The sequence below is a fragment of the Rhodovulum visakhapatnamense genome (assembly GCF_004365965.1).
Taxonomy (GTDB): Bacteria; Pseudomonadota; Alphaproteobacteria; order Rhodobacterales; family Rhodobacteraceae; genus Rhodovulum; species Rhodovulum visakhapatnamense.
Window position 1 is genome coordinate 82,678 of the sequence record NZ_SOEB01000013.1, and the last position, 18,089, is coordinate 100,766.

The 18,089-nt window shown below is 68.4% G+C and carries 15 protein-coding genes and 1 tRNA gene; 6 read left to right on the forward strand and 10 right to left on the reverse strand.

Going from position 1 to position 18,089, the window contains the following annotated elements:
* Nucleotides 1-52 precede the first annotated feature (52 nt).
* From EV657_RS12785 to EV657_RS12800, 4 genes are read left to right on the forward strand one after another with little or no spacing between them, the layout of a single operon-like run.
* The gene (locus tag EV657_RS12785) at nt 53-1,132 is read left to right on the forward strand and encodes an ABC transporter permease (RefSeq protein ID WP_134078155.1); all 1,080 of its coding nucleotides are present in this window, start codon (nt 53-55) and stop codon (nt 1,130-1,132) included.
* On the forward strand, nt 1,129-1,908 hold the full coding sequence (locus EV657_RS12790) for an ATP-binding cassette domain-containing protein (RefSeq protein WP_075785251.1): 780 nt from the start codon (nt 1,129-1,131) through the stop codon (nt 1,906-1,908). The genes EV657_RS12785 and EV657_RS12790 overlap by 4 nt, the downstream gene beginning before the upstream one ends.
* Nucleotides 1,905-2,564, forward strand: coding sequence for a nucleoside/nucleotide kinase family protein (locus EV657_RS12795; protein ID WP_113670251.1), 660 nt, complete (start codon nt 1,905-1,907; stop codon nt 2,562-2,564). Before EV657_RS12790 ends, EV657_RS12795 begins: the two co-directional genes overlap by 4 nt.
* On the forward strand, nt 2,561-3,229 hold the full coding sequence (locus EV657_RS12800) for a D-lyxose/D-mannose family sugar isomerase (RefSeq protein WP_134078156.1): 669 nt from the start codon (nt 2,561-2,563) through the stop codon (nt 3,227-3,229). Before EV657_RS12795 ends, EV657_RS12800 begins: the two co-directional genes overlap by 4 nt.
* Before the next feature lie 96 nt (nt 3,230-3,325).
* Here the strand turns inward: EV657_RS12800 and EV657_RS12805 are convergent, their stop codons facing one another.
* The 7 genes from EV657_RS12805 to EV657_RS12830 form a co-directional block, all read right to left on the reverse strand.
* Nucleotides 3,326-4,621, reverse strand: a complete 1,296-nt coding sequence (locus EV657_RS12805; RefSeq protein ID WP_134078158.1) for an OpgC family protein — start codon at nt 4,619-4,621, stop codon at nt 3,326-3,328.
* Entirely contained in the window at nt 4,608-6,377 is a 1,770-nt protein-coding gene (gene mdoH, locus EV657_RS12810; protein ID WP_243837591.1) for a glucans biosynthesis glucosyltransferase MdoH, read from the reverse strand. The genes EV657_RS12805 and mdoH overlap by 14 nt, the downstream gene beginning before the upstream one ends.
* A gap of 11 nt (nt 6,378-6,388) precedes the next feature.
* The gene (locus EV657_RS21605; RefSeq protein ID WP_166673703.1) at nt 6,389-6,559 is read right to left on the reverse strand and encodes a hypothetical protein; all 171 of its coding nucleotides are present in this window, start codon (nt 6,557-6,559) and stop codon (nt 6,389-6,391) included.
* Nucleotides 6,556-8,220, reverse strand: a complete 1,665-nt coding sequence (locus tag EV657_RS12815; RefSeq protein ID WP_134078160.1) for an OpgD/OpgG family glucan biosynthesis protein — start codon at nt 8,218-8,220, stop codon at nt 6,556-6,558. Before EV657_RS12815 ends, EV657_RS21605 begins: the two co-directional genes overlap by 4 nt.
* A 346-nt stretch (nt 8,221-8,566) precedes the next feature.
* On the reverse strand, nt 8,567-10,330 hold the full coding sequence (locus tag EV657_RS12820; RefSeq protein WP_134078162.1) for a tetratricopeptide repeat protein: 1,764 nt from the start codon (nt 10,328-10,330) through the stop codon (nt 8,567-8,569).
* 280 nt (nt 10,331-10,610) lie between these two features.
* Nucleotides 10,611-10,686: transfer RNA gene (locus EV657_RS12825), tRNA-Ala, on the reverse strand.
* Between the two features lie 35 nt (nt 10,687-10,721).
* The gene (locus EV657_RS12830) at nt 10,722-11,165 is read right to left on the reverse strand and encodes a thioredoxin family protein (RefSeq protein WP_134078163.1); all 444 of its coding nucleotides are present in this window, start codon (nt 11,163-11,165) and stop codon (nt 10,722-10,724) included.
* A 155-nt stretch (nt 11,166-11,320) separates the two neighbouring features.
* Here EV657_RS12830 and EV657_RS12835 point away from each other — a divergent pair, with 155 nt between their 5' ends.
* Both EV657_RS12835 and EV657_RS12840 read left to right on the forward strand, forming a co-directional pair.
* The gene (locus EV657_RS12835) at nt 11,321-12,553 is read left to right on the forward strand and encodes a DUF2254 domain-containing protein (protein WP_075785244.1); all 1,233 of its coding nucleotides are present in this window, start codon (nt 11,321-11,323) and stop codon (nt 12,551-12,553) included.
* Between the two features lie 315 nt (nt 12,554-12,868).
* Nucleotides 12,869-13,486 (forward strand): hypothetical protein, encoded by a 618-nt coding sequence (locus EV657_RS12840; protein WP_134078165.1) that lies wholly within the window; start codon nt 12,869-12,871, stop codon nt 13,484-13,486.
* A gap of 203 nt (nt 13,487-13,689) precedes the next feature.
* Here EV657_RS12840 and gcvP read toward each other — a convergent pair whose 3' ends face one another.
* From gcvP to gcvT, 3 genes are read right to left on the reverse strand one after another with little or no spacing between them, the layout of a single operon-like run.
* Nucleotides 13,690-16,539, reverse strand: coding sequence for an aminomethyl-transferring glycine dehydrogenase (gcvP, locus tag EV657_RS12845; protein ID WP_113670441.1), 2,850 nt, complete (start codon nt 16,537-16,539; stop codon nt 13,690-13,692).
* A 13-nt stretch (nt 16,540-16,552) separates the two neighbouring features.
* Complete coding sequence (gcvH, locus tag EV657_RS12850) at nt 16,553-16,912, reverse strand: glycine cleavage system protein GcvH (protein ID WP_134078167.1); 360 nt, start codon at nt 16,910-16,912, stop codon at nt 16,553-16,555.
* Nucleotides 16,913-16,924: 12 nt separating this feature from the next.
* Complete coding sequence (gene gcvT, locus EV657_RS12855; RefSeq protein WP_134078168.1) at nt 16,925-18,055, reverse strand: glycine cleavage system aminomethyltransferase GcvT; 1,131 nt, start codon at nt 18,053-18,055, stop codon at nt 16,925-16,927.
* Between the last annotated feature and the right edge of the window lie 34 nt (nt 18,056-18,089).

Below are 18,089 nucleotides of genomic sequence, written 5' to 3' on the forward strand. Positions count from 1 at the left end.
GAGGCACCAACCGCCCTGCCGGAGCCGGACCGCTCCAGGGGAAGGAGGAACCATGTCGTCGCAAGCCGAGCCGACAGAGGATTTCGAGGGCATCGCGGCCCGCGCCCCGAACCGGCATGCGGCCTTCCAGCCGCATCGCAAGGGCGCGATGGGGCGCGCGCACGACCTCTTGCATGCCACCCCGGCGCTGGTGCCGATGATCGTGCTGATCGCCGCCGTCGCGGTCTTCGGGCTGGTGCTGGGGGGCAAGTTCTTCTCGCCCTTCGCGCTGACGCTGATCCTGCAGCAGGTGCAGATCGTGGGCGTGCTGGCCGCGGCGCAAAGCCTGATCGTGCTGACGGCGGGCATCGACCTGTCGGTGGGCGCGACCGCGGTCTTCTGCTCGGTCATCATGGGCAAGCTCGTCTTCGACGTCGGCCTGCCCGCGCCCCTGGCGGTGCTGGCCGGGCTGATCGCCGGCACCGCCATCGGCGGGCTGAACGGCTGGCTGGTCAGCCGGGTCCGCCTGCCGCCCTTCATCGTGACGCTCGGGATGTGGCAGATCGTGCTGGCCGCGACCTATCTCTCTTCCGGCAACGAAACCATCCGTGCCCAGGATATCGAGGCGACCGCGCCCTTCCTGCAATTCCTCGGCGGCAAGCTGCAACTGGGCGGCGCCACCCTGACCTTCGGCGTGATCCTGATGCTGCTGCTGGTGCTGGTCCTGGCCTATGCGCTGCGCTCGACCGCCTGGGGGCGGCACGTCTACGCCGTCGGCGACGATCCCGAGGCGGCGGCGCTGGCCGGGGTCGACGTGCACCGGACGCTGATGTCGGTCTACCTGCTGGTGGGCCTCATCTGCGCGCTGGCGGGCTGGGTGATGATCGGGCGGTTCGGATCGGTCTCGCCCTCGGCCACCACCGGCGTGATCGGCAACATCCAGTCGATCACCGCCGTGGTGATCGGGGGGATTTCGCTCTTCGGCGGGCGCGGCTCGATCCTCGGGGCGTTCTTCGGCGCGCTGATCGTCGGCGTGTTCGAACTTGGGCTCAGGATGGCCGGGGCCAACCCGCAATGGACCTTCCTGCTGATCGGCGCGCTCATCATCGGCGCGGTGGCGGTGGACCAATGGATCAGAAAGGTGTCGGCATGACGGACCCGGTTCTTTCCGCCCGCGGACTGGTCAAGCGCTATGGCCGCGTCACCGCGCTCGACCGCTGCGACTTCGACCTGATGCCGGGCGAGATCCTGGCGGTGATCGGCGATAACGGCGCGGGCAAGTCGACGCTGATCAAGGCGATCTCGGGCGCGGTGATCCCCGACGCGGGCGAGATCCGGCTGGAGGGTCGGCCCGTCCGCTTTGCCTCGCCTATCGAGGCGCGGCAGGCGGGCATCGAGACGGTCTACCAGACGCTGGCGATGTCGCCCGCGCTGTCGATCGCCGACAACATGTTCATGGGCCGCGAGCTGCGCTGTTCCGGCATCATGGGCACCCTCTTCCGCAGGCTCGACCGCCGGGCGATGGAGGCCTTCGCCCGCGAAAAGCTGAACGATCTGGGGCTGATGACCATCCAGAACATCGCCCAGCCGGTCGAGACCCTGTCGGGCGGCCAGCGTCAGGGGGTGGCGGTCGCGCGGGCCGCGGCCTTCGGGTCCCGGCTGATCATTCTGGACGAGCCGACCGCGGCGCTCGGGGTGAAGGAAAGCCGCCGGGTGCTGGACCTGATCCTCGATGTGCGCGCGCGGGGCTTGCCGATCATCCTGATCAGTCACAACATGCCCCATGTCTTCGAGGTTGCGGACCGGATTCACATCCACCGGCTGGGGCGGCGGCTGTGCACGATCCGCCCGGCCGATCATTCCATGTCGGATGCGGTGGCCTTCATGACCGGGGCGCGTACCCCGCCCGACGTGATGGAGGCGGCATGAGCGCCCCGCCCGACCTGCAGGCGCTGGCCGCCCGGGTTCTGGCCGCCCCGCCCCGCCGCACGCGACGGCTGGTGGCGCTGGCCGGGCCGCCCGGCAGCGGCAAGAGCACCCTCGCCCGGCGGCTGTCCGGGCAGCTGGCCGAAATGGGCCATGCCGCGCCGGTGGTGCCGATGGACGGCTTCCATCTCGACAACCGGCTGCTGTCCGCGCGGGGCCTTCTCGCGCGCAAGGGCGCGCCCGAAAGCTTCGACGTGGCCGGGCTTCTCAGGCTGGTCGACGCGCTGGCGGCGGGCGGCGAGGTGATCCATCCGGTCTTCGACCGTGCCCGCGACAGTGCCATCGCCGGGGCCGGGGCGGTGGCCGAGACCGACCGGACCGCGATCCTCGAGGGCAATTACCTGCTGTTCGATGCCCCGCCCTGGCGCGCGCTGGCCGGGTTCTGGGATGTCTCGGTCTTCCTGGCCGTCCCCGAGGAAGACCTGTTGAGCCGCCTCACGACCCGCTGGCTCGACCACGGGCTGGCCCCCGAGGCGGCGCGCGACCGGGCCGAGCGCAACGACATGGCCAATGCCCGTCTGGTGGCCGCGCGGCGTCTTCCGGCCGATCTGGCGCTCGGGACGGCCGAGCCCCTGCCCGGCACAAGGACGCCCGCGTGAAACGATCCGAAATCAACGCGATCCTTGCGGACAGCCAGGCCTTCATCCGGTCCTTCGGCCTGCCCTTGCCGCCCTTCGCCGACTGGCGCCCCGACAGGATCGCCGCGCCCGAGGCCGCCGAGATCCGCAGCCGGGGCCTTGGCTGGGACATCACCGATTACGGTCAGGGCCGGTTCGCGACGCTGGGGCTTGTGCTTTTCACCGCGCGAAACGGGCGGCACGCCGATCTCGCCCGGGGGCGCGGCATGGTCTATGCCGAGAAGATCATGATCTCGCGGGTGGGCCAGCTCTCGCCCATGCACCGGCACCGGCTGAAGACCGAGGACATCATCAATCGCGGCGGCGGCACGCTGGTGCTGCAGCTTCACGCCGCCGATGCCGAGGGCGACATCGACCCTGACGCCGATCTGCGGGTGATGTCCGACGGGATCGCGCAGGACCTGCCGCCCGGCGGCCTGCTGCGGCTGGCGCCGGGCAGCAGCGTGACCCTGTCCCCCGACATCTGGCATGCCTTCTGGGCCGAAGGCGAAGACGTCCTGCTGGCCGAGGTCTCGACGGTCAATGACGACCGCACCGACAATGTCTTCGCCGACCCGATCGGACGCTTTCCCGAGATCGAGGAAGACGTGCCCGCGACCCGGCTGCTGGTGTCGGACTACGCCTGATCCGCATCCCCGGACAAGACCGCCGACAAGCCCCCCGGACAAGACAAAGGCGCCCGGATCGCCGGACGCCTTGCGGTCTCATGGCCGGGACCGGCGCTACTCGGCCGGCTGCAACCCCGGGGCACGGCCCGTGGCCGGAAGCGCCGCCGGGCGCGGATCGCCGGGCAGGCCCGGATGCGGCACGGGCACCGCGGCCGGCGCCTCGACCGGCGCCTCGACCGGCGCGGCAAAGGGGGTGGTCCGCCGGTCCCGGCGGGACGCCTCGCCCAGCACAGCCGCGACCAGCATCGCGGCCACACCCAGCGGCGGCAGCAGCCAGGGCAACAGCGCCAGATCGGGACGCCCGTCCATCAGCACCTGGAAGCTCAGCGACACCACCGTACCGAAGGAGAACACCAGAAGCCCCTGCCGCCCCATCAGCCGCAGCGGCGCGGCCAGCGCGCTGCCTGCGATCCGGGTGACCCAGGGCAGGCAGGACAGCACATAGAACAGCGCCAGCACATGCAGCATCCGCGGCAGCGAGACATAGGTCTTGTCGAAGCCCACCAGATGGAAGGGCAGCCCCGCCTCGCCCGCCTGACGCATAATCGCGTTCAGCCGCTCGCCCAGCGCCGGAACCTGCGCCCAGACCAGCACGAAGCCCAGGAACCCGGCGGCCGCCCAGAACAGCCAGCGCCGCCGCGCGACAAGGCGTTCGCCACGCCGCATCTGGATGCCGGTCAACAGGCCCAGCACGAAGATGATCTGCCAGGACAGCGGGTTGAAGAACCAGCCGCCGGGATTGGGATAGTTCGGCAGGTCGATCCGCCACATGCCTGCCACGAACCACATCGCGATCGAGATCGACACCATCAGAAGCGGCGCCCGCATGCCGATCAGGATCGCGAGCGGCGCGAACAGCAGCAGCACCGAATAGGCCGGCAGGATGTTCACATAGCCGAACTGGTGGGTCAGCAGCGGAATGCCGATCAGCGCCTCTCCGGTATTCTCGAAGACCTGGCGCAGGTTGATCTTGGTCAGCAGGTCCGGCACGTCGAACGCCATCGCGCCCCAGGCGAAGATGGCGATGGCCCAGGCGCTCAGCAGCACATGCACGATGTAAAGCGTCCAGGACCGGCCCCAGATCGGCCGGATCGCGGCCCAAAGCCCGTTCAGCCGGATCTGCGGCGCGGCGAAGCGGCCCGAATAGGCCATCCCCGCGGCGATGCCCGACATCACGAAGAACGCCTCGGCCGCGTCGGAAAAGCCGAAATTCCGGATCGTCCAGTTTTCATAGGGGTTGCCGGGCACATGGTCGATGAAGATCATCACCAGCGCGAGGCCGCGGAAGGCGTCGATCCGCGGATCGCGCGGTCGCTTCTTCGGCACGGAAACCGTGTCAGGCCGCTGCATCCAGAGCCTCCTTGCGGGCGTCCTCGGCGATCCAGCGGCGGACACAGTCGCGGTAGGCCCGGATGACCGGGGCCGCGTCGGCTTCCTGCGGAACGGCGAAGAGCGTGTGGGTCAGGGGGCGCGAGGTCCAGGCGATCAGAAGCGGCGCGATCAGCATCGGCAGGCAGACCGGCAGCATCCAGACCGTCAGGCCGGGCGCGATCCGGGTGACGAGCGCCAGCGCCGCCGCCCCGGTCAGCGAGATCCAGAGCCCGGCGCGCAGCCCCTGCAGGACGGTCAGCTTGCCCTCGCCGCGCTGGTTCGCGGGCCAGCCGCCATCGCTGCCCGACAGCACCTGCAGCACCGCGCGCGACTGGTACATCAGCATCACCGGCGCCAGAAGCGAGCTGAGCAGGATTTCGGTCAGCACCGAGGCCGAGGCCCGCACTCCGCCCCCGAAGCCCCGCGCCCGGCGCGTGACGATCGCGCCTGCGAGGATCGACAGCTTGGGCAGAAGCAGCAGCCCGCAGATGCCGATCACCAGGGTGATGATCTCTTTCGTGCGGTCGGACGGGAAGACCGGGAACAGCTGATAGGGTTCGGGGAAGTAGTCGGGCGCCGGCGCGAAGACCGTGGCCAGCAGCGAGGCAATGAGGAACGCCCCCCACAGAAGCGAGACGAGATAGGCGAAGATCCCCTGCACGAAGACGAAGCGGCTCCAGACCGCAAGCCCCGGCGCCAGCAAGAGACGCATGTGCTGGAGGTTGCCCTGGCACCAGCGGCGGTCGCGCTTGGCATAGGCGAGGATGTTGTCGGGGCCCTCCTCGAACGAGCCCTCGATGGTCTCGTCGAGCTTCACGCGCCATCCGGCCCGCGCCAGCAGAGCCGCCTCGACATAGTCATGGCTGAGGATATGACCGCCGAAGGGGGGCTTGCCCTCCAGCGCGGGCAGGCCGCAGCTTTCGGCGAAGGCGCGGACCCGCACCATGGCGTTATGGCCCCAGAACGGCCCGGTATTGCCCTGCAGCCGCGCCAGCCCCCGGGCGAAGACCGGCGAATGGAAGCTGGCCGAGAACTGCATCGCCCGCCCGAACAGCGAGCCTGCACCGATGATCTTCGGCAGCGTCTGCAACAGGCCCAGCCTGGGATCGGCCTGCATCCGCGCGATCATCCGGCGGACGGTCACCCCCTCCATCAGGCTGTCGGCATCGAGGATCAGGGCAAACTCGTAGGCGCCGCCCGAGCTTTGGATGAAGTCCTCGATATTGCCCGCCTTGCGCCCGCGATTGTCGGTCCGGCGGCGGTAGAAGATGCGCCCGGCCCCGCCGGTCTCGGCCAGAAGCCGGGCGAAGGCGTCGCGCTCGCGCGCCGCGTTGACCGGATCGCGGGTGTCCGAGAGGACGGCGATGTCGCAGCGCAGCCCCGCGGCCTGGATCGACCCGTCCATCGCGGCGATCCGGGCGAAGGTCGTCACCGGGTCCTCGTTGCAGATCGGGACCAGCACCACCGTCGGTTCGTGCGGCAGCCGCAGTTGCGGCTCGGGCGCGCGGCGCAGATGGCCGAGCAGGCCGATAAAGGCCCCCGCCGCGCCCCAGGCCAGCCAGGCCGTGGTGATGAAGATCAGCGTCGTGCGCGCCACATCCCAGGCATCGACGCCATCCTGCGTGGAGGCCTCTGCCAGAAGCGACGCGGCCACGGTCGCGGCTGCAAGGGAAAAGCCGATCGCGAGCCCGCGAAGCACGCGGGTCCGGAGGCCGGACGCAAGGATGCGGGACATCTGGTCCGCCGTCAGCCCAGCTGCAGCGGCCGCATCAGACGGGCCAGCCAGATCGGCAGGCGCAGCTCGCGCCGCGCCTCCAGCACCTGCTGGGGCATGTCCATCGGAGCGACCGGCGGGGCCCAATGCGGGCCTTCTACCGCAATCGCGTTCTGCGCATCGAGGGTGGAATCTGCACTCATTCGTTGATCCATTGGTAGAGCCAGGTTTCAGTCAAGGTCTGCCCGTACCCCGTTATTTCGGCCTTAAGTTCAACCAGAGCGCCCGTGTCGGCCGTTATATCGACGACGAGACGCCAGGTATCAGACCCCGGAATTCGGCTGAAGACGGGCTTCTCCATTCGTCCCGTGCTTGCGTATACATCAGCCTTAACGTCCGCATCGTCGGGAAGTTCCCCGAGCGTTCCCCCCTCGAAATCGACCACGAATTTCCGCAGTCCGGGACCGCTGGCGGCGCCTGCGACACCGCCCCGTCCCACAAGCGTCCGCACCACATGGGCGCGTTCCCCGACCGCACCGGGAGGGTTGGTTCCCCAGTGCAGGCGGTAATCGTATTCCATCGTGTCGCCCTTGCGCGCCTTCTCTTCGGGCACCCAGAAGGCGACGATGTTGTCGTTGGCCTCGAGATCCGAGGGGATCTCGACCAGCCGCACCGTCCCGCGGCCCCAGTTGCCCACCGGCTCGACCATCATCGAGGGGCGGCGCTCGTAATGGGCGCCGGCATCGAGATAGTCGTCGAAGTTCCGGTTGCGCTGGATCAGCCCGAAGCTTTCCGGGTCGCGGGCGGCCAGATAGGAACTGGCCAGCCGGGGCGGGTTATTCAAGGGCCGCACGAAGGTGCCGCCTTCGCTGGTGTTCAGGATCAGCATCTCGCTGTCATGCACCCGGTGGCGGAAATCGTCGAAATCGCCGCGATCGTTGTCGCCCAGCAGGAACATCGAGGTCAGCGGCGCGATGCCCAGCTGATCGACATCCTCGCGCATGAAGAGGCGCGCGGTCACGTCCATCACCGTGGTCGCGCCGGGGGTGATGATGAACCGGTAGGCGCCGGTCAGCGACTTGCTGTCGAGCGCGGCATAGATCGTGATCGAGGTCGCACCGGGCGCCGGGCGTTCCAGCCAGAAGGTGCTGAAGCGCGGGAATTCCTCGGTCTTGCCCGACGCGGTGTTGACGGCAAGCCCGCGCGCGCTCAGCCCGTAGACATTGGCCCGGCCGAGGGCGCGGAAATAGCTGGCGCCCTGGAACACCACGACCTCGTCGAAGGTGTCGGCGCGGTTGAAGGGCGCATGCAGCCGGAAGCCCGCGACGCCCGGCATCTCGAAATCGGGCGGGATCAGATCGGCGGCCTTGCCGTCATACTGGAAATCGGCCCCCGAGAAATGCAGCGGCTGGGCGATACCCTCGACCAGTTCGAAGATCTCGACCGGCTCCTTGTACAGCCAGCCCGGATGGAAGGCGTGCAGCTGGAAATACGACCCGTCCCCGGCCCAGCGCGCGTGATCGGGCCGGAAGCGGATCGACCGGTAGGCATCGTAATCGAGCCCCGACAGCGGCCCCTCGGGCAGCGAGGCGGCCTTGTGGGCCTCCTTTGCCCGGGCCTGCATCTGGTCGCTCAACACGTCAAAGGAGAACGGGACCGGTTCGGGCACCGGCTCGGGCGCGGCTTCGGGGACCGGCGGGGGCGCCTCGGGTTCGGGCTCGGGCGGCGCCTCCTGCGCCGCAGCGAAACGCGGAAGACCGAAGGCAACGGACGCAGCAGAGCCAGCCAGCGCCGCCAGCAGGCGACGACGGGACGGTCCGAAACGTCCGGAACGGACCGCAGTACTGGAACTGACTGGAAACATTAATGGACCCCTTAACCAAGGCTCGTCATTCTTGATTGCCACCTTACTCTCCGTTTGTCCCGACCCGCCGCACCACGGGGGTGCTGCGTGGCAGAATCATGCCGGAAAAAACCGATGCTTACGCAGAATCTGGAGCATCTGACAACGGCTGCAATTCCCCCGCACGGCGGCAAGCGGATTTCCAGTCATCGCCATACGCCGGATGCGCAAGACTCTGCCATAGCGCGAAAATAATAAGCACACAATTGCCGACTTCAATGCGCCGGAACGCCGCCGCCGTCCGGGACCGAAAGGCCCCGCCACGAGCCGCAGCACCGGCCTCGGGCCGCGAGGCGCGCGCCCCCGGTCACGGCAAGGCCGCAGTCGTGGCCGGAACCGGGTCGGCAGCGGCAATCTGGCGCAGCAATGCGGTCTCGAGCCCGGGCGTATAGCGCCGCCCGCGCACGAAGGCTTCGGCCTCGGCGCGGTCGAACGTGCCCGCCAAAACAGGCAGCGCGTCGGTGGCGGTCGCGTTCGGGGCCGGCGCGGCGGACGGCCCGGCCGGGGCGCCCGCGGACAGCCGCGCCCGCGCCAGCGCGACCAGCAGACGTTCGATCCGCGAGCCCGCCGGATCGAGCGATGCGACCGCCGCCGACACGGCGGCATCGTCGGCCCCCATCAGCGCCTTCAACGCAGGCGCGACATGGAACCGGCCCGGCGCATCGGGTTCAAGCCGCAGCGCCTGCGCGACCAGCGCCAGCCCCTCGTCCCAGCGCCCCTCATGGGCGGCCAGCCCCGAGCCCACCAGCGCGAGGCTCGGCGGATGGTGCGGGTACAGCTCCAGAAGGCGCGCGGCATGGGCCTGAAACGCCTCCGTGTCGCGCCCCGGACCCTCAAGCGCCAGCCCCGCGGCCGCGTGCAGGGTCATCAGCCCCTGGGGCGCCAGCCGCAGCGCCTGCGAGGTCGCCCGGGCCGCATCGCCCCAGGCCGACGCCACCGCCCCCGGACCGGACCGCAGGTTGCGCCCGAACCGCGCCTCGTCCAGCCGCAGCAGCGCCAGCGCCGCCCAGGCCTCGCCATAGCGGGGATGGCTGTCGACGACCCGCCCCAGACAACTGCTCAGCGCCGCATGCGAGGGCGCGGCCGGGGCCGCAAGATAGCGGTGAATGCCCATCAGGCAGGACAGGTCGGGCAGGTCCGACTCGGCATAGCGCTGGGGCGGCGCGCGCATCAGCTCGGGGCTCACGCGATGCGCCGCCCCCAGCCGCCGCACGATCTGCCCCAGCACCGTGCGTTCGGTCTCCTGCAGCGCGCCCGCCGAGTCGCCGACCCGCTGGAAGGTGGTCCAGACCGTGCGGCGGCCGGGAAACGAGATCAGCTCGAGCTGGGCCAGCAGCGTGTCGCGGCGCCACATCAGCCGCCCCCGCAGCAGATAGTCGGCGGTCTCGGCCGCCCGCGCGGCATCGCGCGGCGCGCTGGTCGCGATCCAGGGATGGGCGGCAAGGTCGGTGGCGATCTCGGCCCCGAAGCCGTAGGCCAGATCCTCGATCCCGGCGAGCCGTCCCTCGGCCCGGAACGGCAGCACCGCGACCCGCAGCACCCGATAGGGCGCCTCCTCGATCGGGCGCGCCGCAGCGGCAAAGACCCGCTCCTGCGCGTGGCGGACATGGGCCTGCCACAGCATCGGCACGATCACGATCAGCATCGCCAGCCCGGCCAGAGCCACGAGGCGGCGCGGCCAGGGCGACGGCGGCGGCCCGGATTCGCCCGGCCCGGGCCGAAGCGTCGGGCGGCAGCTGCCCCTCGGGATCTCGATCACCGGCAGTTCGGGATCGGCCAGCGCATAGAACCGCGCCAGCGCCTCGCGCAGCCGCCCGATCTCGGTCCGCACGATGCTGTCGCGGCCGGGGTCGAAGCGCTGGTCGCGGTCGAACACCTCGACCGCGATGGCATGGGGTTTGATATCCTCGCCATGGCCCGAAAGCTCGCGGTCGATCAGGTAATCCAGCAGGCGCGCGCGGCGCGGGCTGCGCCCGAGCACTCCGGCGGCACGGATGGCCGCCACCGCCTCAAGCACCGCCTCATGGCGCAATGGCACCACGGCTCCGCCCTCCCGGGAAGGGTATGTCATGGCTGGCGATCCGCGGCTGTCTGAGGGTCCAAAAACACGGCAACTCGGCTAAGGCAAAACTGGGGCCTGCCGCACCGGCGCCCCGGTCCGGCCCGATGGCAGGGGGTGCCGACGCAGCCGAACCGGCATCAGCAAAGCACAGGACGGGACCTCGGCAAAGACGCGTCATGCGCTGCGCCGTCCGATAAGCGGAACAAGGCGCAAAAGCGCAACGCTGACCGGCAGCGACCTGCCGGACGAGCCCCGAGGGGCTTGATCTGCCAAAATTCTGTGGGTGATCTGGTGGAGCCGAGGGGGATCGAACCCCTGACCTCGTCATTGCGAACGACGCGCTCTCCCAACTGAGCTACGGCCCCGGTGAGCGGTCATTTGCAGTATGCCGCCGGGGATGTCAAGCGGTCTGCCCCACGTGATGGCGCACAAATTTCACGATCTCCTCGGCGGGCCGCGCCCCGGCCTGCCGCGCGACCTCGCGGCCCCGGTGAAACAGGATCAGAAGCGGAATGCCGCGCACATCGTAACGGTCCGACGCCCCCGGATGGGCCTCGGTGTCGAGCTTGGCCAGCCGCGCCTCGGGCAGCAGCATCCGCGCCGCGGCCGAGAATTGCGGCGCCATCATCCGGCAGGGCCCGCACCAGGCGGCCCAGAAATCGACCAGCAACGGCAGATCGTCCTTGCGGCTTTTCTCGAGCGTGGCGAGGTCGATCTCGTGTACCCGCCCGTCGGCCAGCCGGGTGCCGCAAACGCCGCATCTGGGCGCCGCGTCCAGCCGGTCGGCGGGCAGTCGGTTGGCGGTTCCGCAGGCATGGCAGGTCAGTTTCAGCGCATCGGCCATCGGGCGAGCCTCCGAGACATTCCGTGTTGTGAATATATCGGGACGCCCCCGTTCCGTTCAAGGGGAATCGCCCGGGCGCCGGGTCCGCAACCGGCTTTACCCCTCCGGGCGACGGGCTAGGATCAGCCCATGCGGCGGCAGCGGGAGACCCTTGGATGAAATCGCTTCGGCTCTGGCAGGTCGTCCGCCTGTCGCGCAGGCTCTGGGTGCGCAGCAGCCTGATCGCGGTGCTCGGGATCGTCGCGGCCGGGGCGGCGGCGCTGCTGGGGCCGGTCATCCCGCAAGAACTTGCGGACAGGCTGGGCGAGAATGCGGTGATGCCGGTGCTCGATGTGCTGGCCTCGTCGATGCTGGCGGTCACGACCTTCTCGCTGTCGATCATGGTCACGACGCACCGCCAGGCCTCAAGCCAGGTCACGCCGCGCTCGCACCGACTGCTGCTGGAGGACACCACGACCCAGACCGTGCTGGCGACCTTCATCGGCGCCTTCATCTTCGCGCTGGTCTCGATCATCCTGTTCCGGGCGGGCGCCTATACCGGCGCCGCGCCCTTCGTGCTGTTTGCCTTCACCGTGCTGGTGGTGGCGCTGGTGGTGGTGGCGATCCTGCGCTGGATCGACCATCTGTCACGGCTCGGCAGCATGGACGAGACCATCGCCCAGGCGACCCTTCGCGCCCGCGAGACGCTGACCGCGGCCCGCACCGCCCCGAGCCTGCTGGCCACCCCCCTGCCCGACGGAGAAACCCCGCCCGACGGCGCCGAGGCCGTGCCCGCGCCGCGGGGCGGTTATGTCCAGCTTGTCGACATGGCGGCGCTGTCCGAGCAGGCTGAAAGGGCCGGGGCCGAAATCTGGATCAACGCCGTGCCCGGCAGCTTTCTCGTCACCGGTCGGGCGCTGGCCCATGTCCATCCGCCGGGCGCGCTCGACGCCGCCCGCATTGCCACAGCCTTCGAGATCGAGGCGGTGCGCAGCTTCGAACAGGATGCGCGCTTCGCGCTGATCGTGCTGTCCGAGATTGCCTCGCGCGCACTGTCGCCCGGGATCAACGACCCGGGCACTGCCATCGACATTCTCGGGCGGCTGGAACGGCTTCTGGCCGAATGCCCGGCCGCGGGCGACGAGATCCGCTACCCGAGGCTTCACGCCCCGGCGCTCCGCGCCGACGATCTGGTCGAGGACGCCTTCGCCGCCATCGCCCGCGACGGCGCCCCGATGCGCGAGGTGGCGCTGCGGCTCATGCATGCGCTGAACACGCTGCGCCAGGGCGACGATCCCGCCCTGGCCCGCGCCGCCGCGGCGATGACCCGCCGGGCGTTGACCCATGCCGAGGCCGCGCTGGTGATCGACGAGGACAAGGCCGCGCTAAGGCGCTTGGCGGGGCTCTAGGTGTTCAGTCCCGGCACCGGTCGCGACGACCTGTGTTCCGGAGGGACAATCCCGTTCTGAAACCAGTCGCCGCACCCCCGACGCCGGGACCCGCAGTGGCCGGAACGGTCTGCCTTTCATGGGCCCCCGCCACGCTCACCGTCCCCTGAAACAGCCTTTGAGGCAACGCGCGGTGGATGACAGCTCCGAGCCCTTTTCGACAAATGATGCGCCTTGGAAACACTGGACCTTGGTGCGCGAGTCAAGTATTCGATTTTCGTGATGAGAAGAAAATAAAGCTGTGAAAGTTCAGAAAACCTAATTTGAAGGGCAATCATGGGTGACGCCGAACCTGTTGTTAGAGCGGTTATTGATCGGGAATGCCTTCCGAAGATGTTTCCTACTCACCGGCATGACCCAGAATTTTGGGAGCATCTCGGACGAGCAATCGCTTCGTTTGGCTTCTTGGAAGACACGCTCAGGAAAGCCTTTTTCTCATTCACAGGAACAACGCCCGTTGCGCCGGAAGACACCGCAAGGGCGGTTGAGCAGTGGGGAAAGAGGCTTGAAAGAGTAATGACTATGCAACTTTGGAACTTGGCGAATGAGTTCGAAGCTGCGGCAACTGCCAACCCAAGCAATTCGACAGAGAACATATGCGATCTTGTCGCTGACATTAAGAAGGCATCAGAACTACGGAATATCCTTTGTCACGGAAGTTGGATGTTGCCTGATAATGAAGGGAAGTCGCTTCCACGCTTTTCGAAAAAAGATCGGGCGTCCGGCGAAATCGTCCAGTTTGCTGACAAGATTGGTATCGAATACTTGTCGCAGGTTCAGGCGCATGTGGCCGACTTAATCTGTTCCGTGGTCGATACCGTTACACACATGGGCTATCAGTTTCCGGGCGTTGCCGGGCCAGGCAAGCCAATCTGGCAGAGTGACAAGCGCTAAACGCAATTGAACCGAACTGAGCCGACGGCAGTTTTGTCCGCCCTGCCGACGCTCGCGCCCGTCTCGACGGAAGGCCGCTTCGCCGCAGGCTGCCGGTCCGGAGACGATGCTTCTGAGGGACCTGGCGGATCGACCCCGTGAAAGGCCGCGCATGACAACGGCCCCGGGCAGAGGCCGGGGCCGTGTACGTGATGCGCGCTGGCCTATTCGGCCGCGTCGGCGAGCTCTTCGACCGGCGGGCAGGTGCAGATCAGGTTGCGGTCGCCATAGGCGTTGTCGACCCGCCCGACCGGCGGCCAGTACTTGTCGACACGGAACGCCCCCGGCGGGAAGCAGCCCCGCTCGCGCGAATAGGGGCGGTCCCAGTCGGCGACCAGATCCTCGACCGTATGCGGCGCCTTCTTCAGCGGGTTGTTGCCCTTCTCGATCCGGCCCTCGGCGATCTCGCGGATCTCGTCGCGGATCGCCAGCATCGCGGTGACGAAGCGGTCGAGCTCGGCCTTGGTTTCGGACTCGGTCGGCTCGATCATCAGCGTGCCCGCCACCGGCCAGCTCATGGTCGGCGCATGGAAGCCGCAATCGATCAGCCGCTTGGCGATATCGTCGACGGTGACCCCGGCCGTGTCCACGAAATCGCGGGTATCGACGATGCACTCATGCGCGACCCGGCCGTTCCGGCCCTTGAAGAGCACGTCATAGGCGCCCTCAAGCCGCTTCGCGATGTAATTGGCGTTCAGGATCGCGACCTTGGTGGCCTGGGTCAGCCCGGCGCCCCCCATCAGCAGCACATAGGCATAGCTGATCGGCAGGATCGAGGCCGACCCGTGCATCGCGCCGCTGACCGCACCGGTCCCGCCGGTCGCGGGATCGGCGGGCAGGTAGGGTGCCAGATGCGCCTTGACGCCGATCGGCCCCATGCCCGGCCCGCCGCCGCCATGCGGGATGCAGAAGGTCTTGTGCAGGTTCAGGTGGCTGACATCCGACCCGATCTCGCCGGGTTTCACGAGGCCCACCAGCGCGTTCAGGTTGGCCCCGTCCAGATAGACCTGCCCGCCATGGGCATGGGTGATCTCGCAGACCTCGCGCACGGTCTCCTCGAAGACGCCATGGGTCGAGGGATAGGTGATCATGCAGGCCGCCAGATCGCCGCCCGCAGCTTGGGCCTTGGCGCGGAAATCTTCAAGGTCGATATCGCCGTTCTCGGCCGACTTGACCGCCACGACCTTCATCCCCGCCATCTGCGCCGAGGCCGGGTTGGTCCCGTGCGCCGAGGTCGGGATCAGGCAGATCCGCCGGTGCCCCTCGCCCCGCGCCCGGTGATAGGCGGCGATGGTCATCAGCCCCGCATATTCGCCCGCCGCGCCCGAATTGGGCTGGAAGGACATCGCGTCATAGCCGGTGATCCGGCACAGCTTGTCGGCCAGATCGTCCAGCATCTCGGCAAAGCCCCGGACCTGATCGGCCGGCGCCAGCGGGTGGATGTTGGAGAACTCGGGCCAGGTGATCGGCATCATCTCGACCGCGGCGTTCAGCTTCATGGTGCAGGACCCCAGCGGGATCATCGCCCGGTCCAGTGCCAGATCGCGGTCGGCCAGACGGCGCATGTAGCGCATCATCTCGGTCTCGGCCCGGTTCATCTGGAAGACCGGATGGGTCAGGAAATCGCTCTCGCGGATCATGCCCTCGGGGAAGCGGTATTCGCCGTCGCCGCCCTTGTCCTTGCGTTCGATCCCGAAGGCGCGCCAGAGCGCCTCGATGGACGCAGGCCGGGTGGTCTCGTCCAGCGCGATGCCGAGCTTGGTCGTGCCGATCCGGCGCAGGTTGATCTTCTCGGCCAGGGCCGCCTTGTAGATCACGCCCTGCATCGGGCCGACATCGACGGTGAAGGTGTCGAAGAATTCGGCCGGTTCGACGGTGAACCCCGCCTCCTGCAACCCACGCGCGGTGCGCACCGCCTTGCGGTGGATGCGCTGGGCGATGGCACTCAGTCCCTTGGGACCGTGGAAGACGGCATAGAAGCCCGCCATCACCGCCAGCAGTGCCTGGGCGGTGCAGACATTCGAGGTCGCCTTCTCGCGGCGGATATGCTGCTCGCGGGTCTGGAGCGCCAGACGATAGGCCTTGTTGCCGCGCGCATCGACCGAGACGCCGACAATCCGGCCCGGCATCGCCCGCTTGTAGGCGCCGCGGCAGGCCATATAGGCCGCATGCGGGCCGCCAAAGCCCATCGGCACGCCGAAGCGCTGGGTGGAGCCCACGGCGATGTCGGCCCCCATCGCCCCCGGCTCCTTCAGCACGACCAGCGCCATCGGGTCGGCCACGACGATGCCCAGCGCCTCGGCCGCGTGCAGATCGGCGATCGGGCCGGTGAAGTCGTGGATATGGCCGTAGGTGCCGGGATACTGGAAGAGCCCGGCAAAGACCTTTTCGGGGTCCAGATCGGTGAAGGGGTCGCCGACGATCACCTCGATCCCAAGCGGCTCGGCCCGGGTCCGGATCACCGCGATGTTCTGCGGATGGCAGTCGCGGTCGACGAAGATCGCGGACGCCTTCGATTTCGCCACCCGCTGCGCCATGGTCATCGCCTCGGCGCAGGCGGTGGCCTCGTCCAGGAGCGACGCATTGGCAATCTCAAGCCCGGTGAGGTCCGACACCATCGTCTGGTAGTTCAGCAGCGCCTCGAGCCGACCCTGGCTGATTTCCGGCTGATAGGGCGTGTAGGCCGTGTACCAGGCGGGGTTTTCCAGGATGTTGCGCTGGATCGCGGGCGGCGTGACGGTGCCGTAATAGCCCTGCCCGATCAGCGTGGTGAAGGCGCGGTTCTTCTTCGCGATCTGGCGCATCGCCCACAGCATCTCGCGTTCGGACTTGGGCTTGCCGAAATCGAGCGGCTCGGCCTGAAGGATGCTGTCGGGCACGGTCTCTCCGATCAGCTCTTCGAGGCTTCGCAGCCCCAGCACCTCCAGCATCTCGGTCATTTCCTCCGGAGAGGGGCCGATATGGCGGCGGTTCGCGAAATCGTAGGGCAGGTAGGTGCTGGGGGTATAAGGCATGAGTGTCCCGAAATCAGTCGATGAAGGCCTGATAGGCGGCTTCGTCCATGAACTCGTCGAGCGCCGAAAGGTCCTCGATCTTCATCTTGAAGAACCAGCCGTCGCCGGTCGGGTCCTCGTTCACCTTGGCGGGCGTCTCGGTCAGGGCCTGGTTGACCTCGACGATCTCGCCATCCAGGGGCGCGAGGATGTCAGAGGCCGCCTTGACGCTTTCGATCACCACCACCTCGTCATCCTTCGAGACGGTCGTGCCCTCTTCGGGCAGATCGACGAAGACCACGTCGCCCAGCTGTTCGGCGGCATGATCGGTGATGCCCACGACGACGAGATCGTCCTCGACGCGGAGCCATTCGTGCTGTTCGGTGAATTTCATCGCTAGTGTCCCTCAGCGCTTGTAGGTCGACGGGCGGAACGGCAGGCGCACGATTTCGGCCGGCAGGCGTTTGCCGCGCACCTCGCCCCAGAGTTTGGCCCCTTCCAGGGCAAGATCAACGGGCACGTAGGCCATCGAGACCGGCACCCCGACCGACGGGCCGAACCCGCCCGAGGTCACCGTGCCGACCGGATCGCCGCCGGTCTCTGCGGCGAAAAGCGCGGTGCCCTCGCGCATCGGCGCCCGGCCTTCGGGGCGCAGCCCCACCCGCTGGCGCGCCGCGCCGGTGGCCAGCTCGGCAAGGATGCGCGCGGCGCCGGGAAAACCGCCTTCGCGCGCGCCGCCGGTGCGGCGCGCCTTCTGGATCGCCCAGGCCAGATCGGCCTCGACCGGCGAGGTCCCGGTGTCGATGTCATGGCCGTAAAGGCAGAGCCCGGCCTCCAGCCTGAGGCTGTCGCGGGCGCCGAGCCCGATCGCCTCGACCGCCTCATGCGCCAGAAGCTGCCGGGCCAGCGCCTCGGCACGCTCGGCCGGCACCGAGATCTCGAACCCGTCCTCGCCGGTATAGCCCGAGCGCGACACCCAGAGCGGGCCATCAGCCGTGTCGATGATCGCCACATCCATGAAGCGCATGTCGGACACGCCGGGCGCCACGGTCTCCAGCACGGCGGCGGCCTCGGGCCCCTGCAGCGCCAGCAGCGCGCGGTCGGTCAGCTCGACGATGTCGCAATCGCAGCCGATAGCGGCGTGCAGATGGGCAAGATCCTCGGCCTTGCAGGCGGCGTTCACCACCAGGAACAGATCGTCGCAGCGTCGTGCCACCATCAGGTCGTCCAGAATGCCGCCCGCGTCATTGGTGAACATCGCATAGCGCTGGCGGCCGAGCTTCAGCCCGACCAGATCCACCGGCACCAGATGTTCCAGCGCGATGGCCGCATGCTCGACCATGCCCGATTTCGGGCGCAGGCTGACCTGGCCCATATGGCTGACATCGAACAGCCCCGCGCGCACCCGGCAATGCAGGTGTTCCTTCATCACGCCAAGGCCGTATTGCACGGGCATCTCGTAACCCGCGAAGGGCACCATCTTCGCGCCCAGTTCCAGATGCAGATCGTAAAGCGCGGTGCGCAGCAAGCCCGACATGGCAACCCATTCCCCTGGCCGGATGCGTGCATGC

What these genes read in the sequence shown, in the direction of transcription:
- EV657_RS12785 (WP_134078155.1), top strand. Translation starts at nt 53, where the DNA reads ATGTCGTCGCAAGCCGAGCCGACAGAGGATTTCGAGGGCATCGCGGCC.
- EV657_RS12790 (WP_075785251.1), top strand. Translation starts at nt 1,129, where the DNA reads ATGACGGACCCGGTTCTTTCCGCCCGCGGACTGGTCAAGCGCTATGGC.
- EV657_RS12795 (WP_113670251.1), top strand. Translation starts at nt 1,905, where the DNA reads ATGAGCGCCCCGCCCGACCTGCAGGCGCTGGCCGCCCGGGTTCTGGCC.
- EV657_RS12805 (WP_134078158.1), bottom strand. Translation starts at nt 4,621, where the DNA reads ATGCAGCGGCCTGACACGGTTTCCGTGCCGAAGAAGCGACCGCGCGAT.
- mdoH (WP_243837591.1), bottom strand. Translation starts at nt 6,377, where the DNA reads ATGTCCCGCATCCTTGCGTCCGGCCTCCGGACCCGCGTGCTTCGCGGG.
- EV657_RS21605 (WP_166673703.1), bottom strand. Translation starts at nt 6,559, where the DNA reads ATGAGTGCAGATTCCACCCTCGATGCGCAGAACGCGATTGCGGTAGAA.
- EV657_RS12815 (WP_134078160.1), bottom strand. Translation starts at nt 8,220, where the DNA reads ATGTTTCCAGTCAGTTCCAGTACTGCGGTCCGTTCCGGACGTTTCGGA.
- EV657_RS12820 (WP_134078162.1), bottom strand. Translation starts at nt 10,330, where the DNA reads ATGACATACCCTTCCCGGGAGGGCGGAGCCGTGGTGCCATTGCGCCAT.
- EV657_RS12830 (WP_134078163.1), bottom strand. Translation starts at nt 11,165, where the DNA reads ATGGCCGATGCGCTGAAACTGACCTGCCATGCCTGCGGAACCGCCAAC.
- EV657_RS12835 (WP_075785244.1), top strand. Translation starts at nt 11,321, where the DNA reads ATGAAATCGCTTCGGCTCTGGCAGGTCGTCCGCCTGTCGCGCAGGCTC.
- EV657_RS12840 (WP_134078165.1), top strand. Translation starts at nt 12,869, where the DNA reads ATGGGTGACGCCGAACCTGTTGTTAGAGCGGTTATTGATCGGGAATGC.
- gcvP (WP_113670441.1), bottom strand. Translation starts at nt 16,539, where the DNA reads ATGCCTTATACCCCCAGCACCTACCTGCCCTACGATTTCGCGAACCGC.
- gcvH (WP_134078167.1), bottom strand. Translation starts at nt 16,912, where the DNA reads ATGAAATTCACCGAACAGCACGAATGGCTCCGCGTCGAGGACGATCTC.
- gcvT (WP_134078168.1), bottom strand. Translation starts at nt 18,055, where the DNA reads ATGTCGGGCTTGCTGCGCACCGCGCTTTACGATCTGCATCTGGAACTG.